This is a genomic window from Flavobacterium cyanobacteriorum (genome assembly GCF_002251835.1).
GTDB lineage: Bacteria > Bacteroidota > Bacteroidia > Flavobacteriales > Flavobacteriaceae > Flavobacterium > Flavobacterium cyanobacteriorum.
In genome coordinates this window covers 1-10,743 of the sequence record NZ_NOXV01000212.1, presented here as the reverse complement: position 1 = coordinate 10,743, position 10,743 = coordinate 1, and the positions used below count along the sequence as shown (strand labels likewise).

General features: G+C 43.1%; 15 protein-coding genes. 9 read left to right on the top strand and 6 right to left on the bottom strand.

The genetic code is table 11. From position 1 onward, the window contains the following. Positions 1-62: 62 nt before the first annotated feature. A complete protein-coding gene (locus tag CHU92_RS04820) occupies positions 63-929 on the bottom strand; it encodes a DMT family transporter (protein WP_094413154.1) in 867 nt (288 codons plus the stop codon). A 110-nt stretch (positions 930-1,039) separates the two neighbouring features. Here CHU92_RS04820 and CHU92_RS04815 point away from each other — a divergent pair, with 110 nt between their 5' ends. Further along, complete coding sequence (locus CHU92_RS04815) at positions 1,040-1,588, top strand: heavy-metal-associated domain-containing protein (RefSeq protein WP_094413150.1); 549 nt, start codon at positions 1,040-1,042, stop codon at positions 1,586-1,588. A 70-nt stretch (positions 1,589-1,658) separates the two neighbouring features. On the opposite strand, the gene gldD is transcribed toward CHU92_RS04815, so the two are convergent. From gldD to mutY, 4 genes are read right to left on the bottom strand one after another with little or no spacing between them, the layout of a single operon-like run. Further along, positions 1,659-2,234, bottom strand: a complete 576-nt coding sequence (gene gldD, locus CHU92_RS04810; RefSeq protein WP_094413148.1) for a gliding motility lipoprotein GldD — start codon at positions 2,232-2,234, stop codon at positions 1,659-1,661. Next, a complete protein-coding gene (locus tag CHU92_RS04805) occupies positions 2,231-3,526 on the bottom strand; it encodes a gliding motility-associated protein GldE (protein WP_094413146.1) in 1,296 nt (431 codons plus the stop codon). The genes gldD and CHU92_RS04805 overlap by 4 nt, the downstream gene beginning before the upstream one ends. 23 nt (positions 3,527-3,549) lie before the next feature. Further along, positions 3,550-3,999, bottom strand: coding sequence for a single-stranded DNA-binding protein (locus CHU92_RS04800; protein WP_094413144.1), 450 nt, complete (start codon positions 3,997-3,999; stop codon positions 3,550-3,552). Between the two features lie 31 nt (positions 4,000-4,030). After that, positions 4,031-5,074 (bottom strand): A/G-specific adenine glycosylase, encoded by a 1,044-nt coding sequence (mutY, locus tag CHU92_RS04795; protein ID WP_094413142.1) that lies wholly within the window; start codon positions 5,072-5,074, stop codon positions 4,031-4,033. Positions 5,075-5,206: 132 nt separating this feature from the next. Here mutY and CHU92_RS04790 point away from each other — a divergent pair, with 132 nt between their 5' ends. The 5 genes from CHU92_RS04790 to CHU92_RS16235 all read left to right on the top strand — a co-directional run bounded on the left by CHU92_RS04790 (position 5,207) and on the right by CHU92_RS16235 (position 8,332). After that, a complete protein-coding gene (locus CHU92_RS04790) occupies positions 5,207-5,503 on the top strand; it encodes an HU family DNA-binding protein (protein ID WP_094413140.1) in 297 nt (98 codons plus the stop codon). Between the two features lie 375 nt (positions 5,504-5,878). Beyond that, a complete protein-coding gene (locus tag CHU92_RS04785) occupies positions 5,879-7,438 on the top strand; it encodes an Rne/Rng family ribonuclease (protein WP_243389558.1) in 1,560 nt (519 codons plus the stop codon). 63 nt (positions 7,439-7,501) lie between these two features. After that, positions 7,502-7,915 carry a hypothetical protein gene (locus CHU92_RS04780; RefSeq protein ID WP_207759805.1) on the top strand — a complete coding sequence of 138 codons (414 nt, stop codon included), beginning with the start codon at positions 7,502-7,504 and terminating at the stop codon, positions 7,913-7,915. After that, positions 7,896-8,123 (top strand): hypothetical protein, encoded by a 228-nt coding sequence (locus CHU92_RS16085; RefSeq protein WP_243389557.1) that lies wholly within the window; start codon positions 7,896-7,898, stop codon positions 8,121-8,123. Before CHU92_RS04780 ends, CHU92_RS16085 begins: the two co-directional genes overlap by 20 nt. Next, on the top strand, positions 8,054-8,332 hold the full coding sequence (locus tag CHU92_RS16235; RefSeq protein ID WP_394335734.1) for an RDD family protein: 279 nt from the start codon (positions 8,054-8,056) through the stop codon (positions 8,330-8,332). Before CHU92_RS16085 ends, CHU92_RS16235 begins: the two co-directional genes overlap by 70 nt. On the opposite strand, the gene CHU92_RS04770 is transcribed toward CHU92_RS16235, so the two are convergent. Further along, positions 8,333-8,728 carry a winged helix-turn-helix transcriptional regulator gene (locus CHU92_RS04770; RefSeq protein WP_094413138.1) on the bottom strand — a complete coding sequence of 132 codons (396 nt, stop codon included), beginning with the start codon at positions 8,726-8,728 and terminating at the stop codon, positions 8,333-8,335. 115 nt (positions 8,729-8,843) lie between these two features. Here CHU92_RS04770 and CHU92_RS04765 point away from each other — a divergent pair, with 115 nt between their 5' ends. The 3 genes from CHU92_RS04765 to CHU92_RS16230 all read left to right on the top strand — a co-directional run bounded on the left by CHU92_RS04765 (position 8,844) and on the right by CHU92_RS16230 (position 10,611). After that, positions 8,844-9,668 carry an SDR family oxidoreductase gene (locus CHU92_RS04765; RefSeq protein WP_094413136.1) on the top strand — a complete coding sequence of 275 codons (825 nt, stop codon included), beginning with the start codon at positions 8,844-8,846 and terminating at the stop codon, positions 9,666-9,668. A gap of 73 nt (positions 9,669-9,741) precedes the next feature. Continuing rightward, positions 9,742-10,350 carry a chromophore lyase CpcT/CpeT gene (locus tag CHU92_RS04760; RefSeq protein WP_094413134.1) on the top strand — a complete coding sequence of 203 codons (609 nt, stop codon included), beginning with the start codon at positions 9,742-9,744 and terminating at the stop codon, positions 10,348-10,350. A 42-nt stretch (positions 10,351-10,392) separates the two neighbouring features. Further along, positions 10,393-10,611, top strand: coding sequence for a PLDc N-terminal domain-containing protein (locus tag CHU92_RS16230; protein ID WP_094413133.1), 219 nt, complete (start codon positions 10,393-10,395; stop codon positions 10,609-10,611). Positions 10,612-10,743: the final 132 nt, after the last annotated feature.

Here is a 10,743-nt window from a genome sequence, read left to right as displayed (position 1 = left end):
CAAATAAAAAACCGTCTCAAAATTTAAGTATTGAGACGGCTTCTTTTCTTTTATAAAGCACATTATTTACGGGCAGAAAAATACACGCCAACCAGTATAACAGCGGCACCAAACCCCTGCGCAAGGGTAAGCGATTCGCCGTCAATAAGCCCCCAGCCAAATGCAACAACAGGTATAAGGTATGTAACTGATGAGGCAAACACAGGCGAAGACATCTGGATAAGCCTGAAGAAAAGAATATTGGCTATGCCTGTACCCACCACTCCCAATACCATTACATACGTTGCTGAAAGTATAACGCCGGGCTGAGTGGCTACATTGGCAAATCCTGAAATCAGCAGTATTATTACCGCCGGCACAATCATTACTGCAAAATTTCCTGTACTGATAGCAATAGGCGACAGGCCTGAGAGGTACTTTTTTACCAGGTTTACATTTATTGCATAACAGCCTGAAGCAATTATTACAAATAAAGTGTAAAAGTAATTTTCCCCGTTGCCGGTACTGGCCCCGCTATAGATGAGCAGTACACAACCGGCAAGCCCTATAAGCACGCCCAGCAGTTGCCTTCGCGTAAAACCAAGGCCAAAAACCAATGCCCCGAGGAGCAGCGTATTTAAGGGCGTAAGTGAGTTAAGTATAGCGCTTATGGAACTGCTGATACCTAACTGGGCTGTAGAAAAAAGGTACACCGGCAAGAAAGTGCCAAATAGTGCTGTAAGGGATATATACTTCCATTGCCGGCGTGGTATGGAAGGCAATGTCCTGAAGCCAATTACAAGGAGGAAAAGGGCGCAGAAAATTATACGCAGGGAACCCAGCTGGAATGGGTTTAACCCTACAAGGCCCCTTTTTATAAGGATAAAGGAACTACCCCAGATCAATGCCAGCGCCAGGAGCAGGTACCACTTAAGATGTCGGGATTGCATCATGTAATTTTTATGCAAAAATGGCTATTATAATTAGATGCCAACGGCTTTTTTATATAAATTTGTAATCTCTTTGAACAGAGGGTTGTATAACAATAATTTATCAAAAAATGAAAATAGTAAAATCAATCAGCACGCTTGTACTGGCTTCAGTGCTTTTCACAGGCTGTAAGGACACATCAAAAGACGGTAATATTGAAACCAACGGCAAAGCCGCTAATGACAGCACCCCGGCTAAAGTAACAGCAGCCAACCTTGAAACCACTTCTTTTAAGATTGACGGCATGACCTGCCCAACAGGGTGTGCTGCTACAATAGAAAAAAAGCTGGCCGGAATGGACGGAGTACAGGATGCTAAAGTAGATTTTGAAAAAAAGACGGCAACAATTTCATTTGACGCCGAAAAGCAAACACCTGAAAAATTTGTTGAAACCGTAGAAGGGCTGGCGAATGGCGCTTATAAAGTTTCAGATGTTAAATCATCAGGAGACAAAGCTTTTTATAGTGTAGACCAGGAAAAAGAAAAGAAAAAAGAAACTAAGAAAACCGCTAAGAAAAAAGAGTCGAAAAGCGGATGCAGCACCGATAAAAAAGGCGGATGCTGTGCCGCTGATGCTAAAAAATCATGCGGGCATGATGCCAAAGCAGGACATATGTAATTGTTACACAATAATTATAAAAATAGGCAGCTAAAGCTGCCTTTTTTATTAGGGATTACCAGCTCAGCACCTACTTCCAGTTAAGGGTCTCCATGATATTCTGCATATCATTCTTGATATAACTTGCCGCCGGCATTATAGAGTCAAAATTTGGCTTTGCATAAAAATAAACCGACCCAGTAAGGAAATGCCGTGTACTGTCGGTTACATAAAACTGTGCATTGGTAGCTGCGTTGCCACCTACCTGGTAAAACATGCCATACACCCTTTTCAGCGGATTGATATACCGTTGTTCCTGTATGCCATCAGCTTTTATAACATGCTTGTAAGTAAGGTTTTGGGCATCGCGCAACAGCGAGTCAAGATTACGGGCCGTTATTGGTTTGTAATTAATATAAATGGTAGCCTTCATTTTAGGATATTCAATAGTTATATTGCATGTTCCCTTATCTTTTGTTTGTGAAAGTGTATTCACGGCAAAGCTATACGGACAGTTACTGCTTTCATAGAGCGAATATTTTGCTTCCGGATAATCAAGCCTAAGGTAGGCTTTAGGTTTCGGTAGCGGGTCATCACCACAGGCGGCAGCGGCCACACATAGTAACGCGGCATAACTGTAAGCGGCAATTGATTTTATTATTTTCATATATATTTAAGTGTAACCTTTATCTGGCGGATCCTGCGTTTATCTACAGATTCCACGGTAAATATATTGCCTTTAAATTTAATTTTTTGTCCTTTCTTCGGGAAATTCCCGGAGAGTTCCAGCAAAAAGCCGGCAAGGGTTTCGGCTTCGCCTTTCGCTTCTTCAAAATCATCTTCCTCACAACCTGTTATCCTGCAAAAATCTTTAATGTTTATTTTGCCGTCAAATAAAAAGTTGTGCTCATCTATACGTGAATAGATAATATCTTCATCATCAAATTCATCACTTATTTCCCCAACTATCTCTTCAAGAATATCTTCAAGGGATATGAGGCCTGATGTACCCCCGTATTCATCAACCACTATAGCCATGTGGTTCTTCATCCCCTGGAACTCCCTCAGCAGGTTATCGAGTTTTTTATTTTCAGGGACAAAAAACGGCTCCCGCAGTATGGATTGCCAGTGGAAATCTTCATCCTCAATATGCGGTATAAGGTCTTTTATGAACAGAACGCCCATAACATGGTCAATATTGCCTTTATACACAGGTATACGTGAAAAGCCTTTTTCTATTATTCTGGGCAGTATATCTTTATATTGCTCTTCACTATCAATTGCAAAAATATCTATCCGCGGGCACATTATCTGTTTCACTTCGGTGTTTCCAAATGTTACTATCCCTTCCAGTATCTTTTGTTCTTCATCAGTAGCATCACCATAATCGGTCAGCTCAAGGGCCTGCGAAAGCTGGTCAACCGAAAATCCCGGACGGTGGGCGCCAAACCTTTTATGCAGGGCAACGGTTATTTCGCGCATAGGTATGCTAAGCGGCGAAAGAAGGATGTTGAGCACGTGCAGCGGATATGCCGACCTTTTGGAAAAGCGCACCACGTTGCGGCCTGCATAAACTTTAGGCATTACTTCGCCAAAAAGCAAAATAAAAAATGTTATTACAGCCAGCTGCAGGAAAAACATAAATGCAGGCGATATACCAGGCGGGAAGAGTGGTCCGCTGAACCTGAAGAACAGTAATATAAGCGCTATGTTAGCAAGCGTGTTGGTTATTACTATAGTAGCAAGCAGCTTTTTTGGCTTTTCGAGCATAGCCGACAGCAGCTTACCTTTGTCAGGGTTTTTATTGCTTATCTTTTCCATATCTTCGGCTGACAGCGAAAAAACAGCAACCTCAGTACCCGATATAAATGCAGAACACAGCAGAAGGACTACCATGCCCAAAAGGCTAAGAAGGATATCCGGACAGGTAAAGGTTAAACTCGAGGGATCAGGATCCAAAGCTTTGGCAATTAGTTAAACAATCAAAACGGGAGGTCGTCATGCGCTTCCAGGTTTTGTATATCATAATTCTGTGCCTTTACAGGTTCTGAAGCCATGCCCGGCACAACAGCCTTTGCAGCGCCATCCATTTCTTTTTTGGTGGTAAGGAATGTAAATTCGGTTACCTGTATTTCGGTAGTATATTTGGTTGTACCGTCTTCTGCCTGCCACTGGCGCGACTTTATACGGCCCTCAACATAAATCTTATCTCCTTTGCTAAGGTATTTTTCACAAATTTCGGCAGCTTTATTACGCACCACGAGGTTATGCCATTCCGTTGACGTTATTTTCTCGTTTGTTTGCCTGTTGATGTAAACCTCATTAGTAGCAAGGGGAAAGCGCCCGATACAGTTCCCGCCTTCAAAATAGTGCATCTTTATATCATCGCCCAAATGCCCTATAAGCATAACTTTGTTTAACGTTCCATTCATGGCTGAAGTGATTTACCCAAATGTACAAAATTTAGGTTGATCCCCAATATTTCTCAATAAAATTGTAGATCACAACCGGGAAGGGATAGCTTTTAAGGACATTGGGGTCAAGTGTCCCGGGCACTTCACTACGGGTAAACACTTCCCAAAAGCGGATATGCAGGTGCTGGTGCGAAAGTTTATGCACTACAGGAACCTCATTAAGCAACTTTACATCCGTTATGCCATAATCGCCATACAGGCTGTTTATAAAGGCCTGCACATCTTCATTATCCGTACCCTGCTCCGCTTCCAGCAACGGAAACTCATACAGGTTATGCCATATCCCTTTTCCGGAACGTTTATTGATGATACTCCTCCCCTTTACATCTTTAACAATAATATAGTTAAAGTACCTGTTAATCACTTTTGTTTTTTTCAGCTTTACCGGCAGGGCATTTACACGCCCTGTAAGGAACGCAGCACACTCTGCATTAAAAATACACACTGTACAATCGGGATTTTTAGGCACACACTGCAATGCGCCGAATTCCATCATGGCCTGGTTAAAGGCTGATGCTTGGGCTTTCGGCAACAGCGATGCCGCCAGTTCTGTAAACTGTTTTTTAGCCCCTGATGACGAAATATCTGTTTCAATACCAAAATACCTTGCCAGCACCCGGTACACATTGCCGTCAACCACGGGCACAGGCTCACCGTAAGCTATAGAGGCTATGGCTGCAGCAGTATACTCGCCCACGCCTTTCAGTTTCAGCAGGCCGTTGTAATCGGGCGGGAACTTCCCTTCCAGTTCGTAAGCAATATATTTTGCAGTAGCATGCAGGTTGCGCGCCCTTGAATAGTACCCCAGTCCCTGCCATAGCTTCAGCACCTGCTCTTCAGGGGCAGCGGCCAGGCCATGCACTGTAGGAAACGCCTGCATAAACTTCTGAAAATAAGGCAGCCCCTGCGCCACACGCGTTTGCTGGAGCATGATTTCAGATAGCCATATAGGGTATGGGTCGGTGGTTTTACGCCAGGGCAGGTTGCGCCTGTTTTGTAAATACCATTGGATTAAATACTTAGAAAAACTCATATTTTACTGTAACGCCGCAAAAATATTAGTTTATGTTATTAAAATTTAATGCGTTAACGTTGAATTATTGTTTTTTTAATTCATATATTTGCACACTCAAAAAAATACACACAATCATAAATTAAGAAGAAAATGACGAAAGCAGACATCGTAGCAAAAATCTCAGAGAAACTTGGTCTTGAAAAAGGAGATGTACAGGCAACAGTTGAGTCTTTTATGGAAGAAGTTAAAAACTCTCTTGAAACCGGTGATAATGTTTATCTAAGGGGATTTGGAAGTTTTATTATCAAAACACGCGCTGAAAAAACAGGCAGAAATATTTCTAAAAACACTACTATCAAGATCCCTGCTCACAATATCCCGGCATTTAAGCCTGCCAAAATATTTGTTGACGGTGTGAAATCAAATACTGAAGCCAAAGTAAACTAATTTATTAACCACCCTAACACCCTTAGATCAATATGCCAAGTGGTAAAAAAAGAAAAAGACATAAGGTAGCTACTCACAAACGTAAAAAGAGAGCGAGAGCTAACCGCCACAAAAAGAAAAAGTAGTGCAAACTACTTTTTTCTTTTTTCATTATTAAGTTCATTGAAAACGGATCTCAGATTTTAGATTTCAGATTTCAGACTGGCACAGGCCCACTGAACACTGTAAACTGAATACTGACTTCCTCCGGGTACAACAATACCTGTAACTAAATTGTTTAATCCATCTGTACTTTGGTTGACAGTTGACAGTTGACAGTTGCCGGAAGCATCCGACAACCAGCAACCAACAACCAACAACTGATTACGGATAAAAATGTACAGTGTGAACAAAGAATTAATTATTCGATCTGGTTCTGACGCCGTAGATTTTGCCTTATTAAAAGATGGAAAACTAATTGAATTGCACAAGGAACAGGAAGACAAAAGCCAATTCCAGGTGGGCGATATCTTTATTGCAAAGATCCGCAAACCCGTGGCAGGCCTTAACGCCGCGTTTGTTAACGTAGGTTTTGAGAAAGATGCATTTTTGCATTATCATGACCTGGGCCCAAACCTTCCTTCCCTGCTGAAATTCTTAAAACTTGTAAGCGCAGGTAAAATAAAAGATTATTCACTAAAAAACTTCCAGTTCGAGAAAGAAATTGACAAAGACGGCGCCATAACCGATGTGCTTAGCGCCAACCAGTCGGTTCTCGTACAGGTAGTTAAAGAACCCATATCAACCAAAGGGCCGCGTATAAGCTCTGAGCTTTCGCTGGCAGGCCGGTATGTGGTTTTAGTGCCTTTTTCTGACAGGATATCTATTTCGCAAAAAATAGAATCCAAAGAAGAGAAAGACCGCCTTAAACGCCTGGTGCAGTCCATCAGGCCGAAAGGGTTCGGGGTAATAGTGCGTACCGTAGCCGAGGGCAAAAAAGTAGCCGAGCTGGACAAAGACCTCAGCAACCTTATGGACCGCTGGACAGCAATGTGCAAACGCATCCCTACGGCGCATCATCCGTCAAAAGTACTGGGCGAGGTTAACAAGGCCTCATCTATACTTCGCGATGTTTTTAACGATACCTTTACCGGTATCTATGTAGATGATGAAGACCTCTATTACCAGACAAAGGACTATCTGCAGGAGATAGCTCCTCAAAAAGCCAGCATTGTTAAGCTGTACCAAAACCGTGAGCTGCCCTTGTTTGAAAAGTTCAGCATTGAAAGGCAGATAAAAACTTCCTTCGGGAAAACGGTTTCCATGAGCAAGGGCGCTTACCTTATTATTGAGCATACCGAAGCCCTGCACGTAATAGACGTGAACAGCGGCAACCGCTCAAACAAGGCCCTTAGCCAGGAAGATACAGCCCTTGAGGTAAACATGATAGCCGCGGCCGAAATTGCAAGGCAGCTGCGCCTCAGGGATATGGGCGGGATAATTGTGGTTGACTTTATAGATATGAGCAACCCTGAAAACCGCAAAAAGCTCTATGACCACCTGAAACAGGAAATGAGCGATGACAAGGCTAAACACAAGATCCTGCCACCGAGTAAGTTTGGGCTGATCCAGATTACACGGCAAAGGGTAAGGCCAGAGGTGAACATTAAAACGCGCGAAGAAAACCCCAATGACAGTAATGGGGAAATAGAAGCGCCAATTTTAGTGGTAGACCGCATAACGGCCGACCTTGAAAGAATTATTAAACACCACAAGAAGATAGTGCTTAATGCACACCCTTTTGTGGCTGCTTACTTAACAAAGGGCTTCCCGTCCATACGCTCTAAATGGTTTTTTGAGCATAAAAAATGGGTAAAAGTAATACCGCGTGACGCTTACACGTATTTAGAATACCGCTTTTATGATAGCAAAGGAAACGCTATCGCGACAGAATAGCAAAAACCGCCTCAATTAGTATTGGGGCGGTTTTTTTGTTTATTTTTAATCCCATCAATTTCTATGCAACCACAAATTAAATACATTGAATTAAAATCAGGCTATAGCGGCAATGGCCCAGCCTGGATAGGCTTAGTGTCTTTTTCAAAGACAGGCAATACTTTGTATTTTAATGATAAGGCTTTTAAAAGCAGTAAGGGTAGTGGTATTTCAGGAAATTATTATGATATAGAAACAGGTGAGGAATACTGGATATCAGGTGTAAAAAAGGATATGACGGACAGGCACTGGGCCGGAGGCGGAACTATAGTTGTTGAAAGAAGGATTTTGGAGGATTATCTTCAACTAGTAGGGAAGGGCGAACTTGACAATAAAAAATATAAAATCACAGATGTAGATACTGCTACGGCAGCCCTTCGTGTAAATGCATCAGAAAATGAAATTATAACTTGCTTTAATGAAAAAAACCTACCTTAAAGGCCGCATTCTTGCTTGCATTATTGATTACACTATTATTTTCGGTTTTATGTGGACCTATCTCATCATGTTTGGCACACTTACCGAAGGAGGCGGTTATAAAGCTGAAGGATTAATTGCTCTCCCAATCCCATTGTTTTGGCTGGTGGCAACCGTAGGCGTAGAACAATTGATGGGCGCAACCATAGGCAACGGTATTGCAGGTTAAAACCTTTGCATGCTGAAAACAGGAACAAGCCAACTTTCTTCCAATCCTTAAAAAGGCATGTATTGGACCCTGTCGATATGTTTCCGTTTGGGCTCATAGCCATAATTACAATTAAAAATACTGACAAGCATCAAAGGCTTGGTGACCTCTGGGCTAAGACAATAGTTGTAAAGAATGACACATTATCAATTCAAGATTCAAAATTTTAACTACCCCTTCCTGTTCTTCATAATCGCTTGGCTATTATCTTCTGCCCAGCCGGCCAGCTGCACCAGCTGCTCCATAAGCCCGTAGCCCAGCGGTGTCAGGGTATATTCAACCCGTGGCGGCACCTCGGCATATACATGGCGCTCCACCAGCCCGTCGGCCTCAAGGTTACGTAGTGTTACCGTGAGCATGCGCTGCGATACATCGCCTATAAGTTTCTTGATTTCATTAAACCGCAGCGTGCCATACCCGCCCAGGGCATAAATGGTTAAAATAGTCCACTTATCGCTTATCCGGGCTATAATATCGCGCACCGGGCACACGCCGTTGCGGGTTTCGTTCGCTTTCCAGAAAAAATTTTGAAATTTTTTTTGCGTGTCAATCGCTGTGTTTTCCATATTAGTTACTCCGGTGTTACCATGTTATGCGGCTGTGCCTTCTTGCACAGGCAATAGTTACTATTTAATTTTGGGTTACCAAAAGTAACTATTAATATTAAAAAAGTAAAATAACATGGGAAAAATTTTAGTTACCGGGGCAACCGGTACCATTGGCAGGCTGGTGGTAAAACATTTACAAAGGCTTAATGCTGCCTACCTTGCCGGCACTCGCAAACCGGAAGGCGAAAATGACGTATATTTTGATTTTAATGACCCTTCATCGTTTGAAAAGGCGACCGAAGGGGCCGACAAAGTTTTTGTGCTGGGCCCGCCGCTGGTACTTGGCCTTGATGCCATTATAACACCATTCCTTGATTTCCTGAAAGGCAGGGGCATCAAACGCATCGTGTACTTTTCTGCTTACCAGGCCGATAAAATGAAGGGGCTGGATTTCCACCCGAAACTGGAACAGAAAGTAAAAGATGACGGCTTTGACTATACCATACTCCGCCCTACATTCTTTGCACAGAATTTTAAAAACTACGAAGGCGACAACATTGCGCAGCGCAACATTATCTTTATGCCGGCCGGCGACGGAAAAGCATCGTTTATTGATGCCGACAATGTAGCCGAAGTAGCCGCACTGGCATTAACTCAGGACGGGCACAGTGGTAAAGCGTATGAACTGACCGGCCCGGTAACAGTATCGTATGATGACGTGGCGGCGCTGCTTTCCGAAATTACCGGACGCACCATCAGCTACCCAAAACCGGGCAATGAAGAGTTTAAGTCGGTACTGGTAAGCTCTGGCGCGCCAGAATTTATTGCCGATTACCTCATAAGTGTCTACGGCACTATTGCCGCGGGAAATGTAGACAGTGTGACTGATGATTATAAAAAAGTAACCGGAAAAGAACCTACACCGATACGCAAGGTGCTGGAGCAGGATTTCGCATAACAAATAAGGGGCAGCCGCCCCTTTATTTTTTACCCTTGCGTTATTTACCTATATTTGGGCAAATTAATCCATCATGAAAAAAATAATACTGTTGCTGCTGCTGGCAGGATGTACCGGCTTTGCGCAAAAAGCAAAAAAAGACAAGGAACTGGAAACGCTTTTCAACCTGATGAAAGGCACCTATAATTCTGAAAAGCAATCAAAGGCCGATGAAGATTATTTCAACATTTCCCTGAAGATGATCCCTATATGGAAAAACAAGGGATACTACCTGTACGTAGAGCAGGCGCTGGCCGATAAGCAGGACAAGCCCTACCGCGTGAGGATATACCACCTGGTGCGCAAGGGCGACCAGTACATCAGTGAAATTTATACCCTCAAAAACGAAAAAGACTGGATAGGCAAAGGCGCTACACCGGAAGCTTTTGATAAGCTTACAGAAGCTGATATAGAACTTAAGCAGGGGTGCGAGGTACTGCTCAAAAAAACCGGCGACAAAACATATGCCGGGGCCACCGGCGATAAAACCTGCCCCAGCGAACTCAGGGGCGCAGCCTATGCCAACTCCACAGTTACCCTCAGCGAAACACAGCTAATCTCCTGGGACCAGGGTTTTGACAAGGATGGCAAGCAGGTGTGGGGTGCGGAAAAAGGTGGCTATGTATTTGACAAGGTAAAGTAAACCTCTAATCCCGGAAAAAAGCATCCTTTAAAACAATAAATCATGAGGCCCTATTCACCTATAGAAATTCTTACGTTCTTTGCCTGTCTGGCTATAGTAATGATTATAAACCTTTTTGTAATCTTTAGAACCGAAAAATCATTACTTGCAATAGTGTGGGCATTACTTGTTGTGTTTCTTCCTGTTTTAGGATCAATACTGTACTTTATTTATTATTTAGCGAGAGGCTCCCGGAAAACAGCTCCCGCAACATACGTCTAATAATACTAGATTATGAACCGCCGCAGCCTGATTGGATCAAGGCGGTTTTTTATTGTATTTAAACCGGCACAGTCCGTATTATTTATCAGGAGCAGCCATCTGCCGCCCTTTTGGCAGCCATGTCCTGCTGTG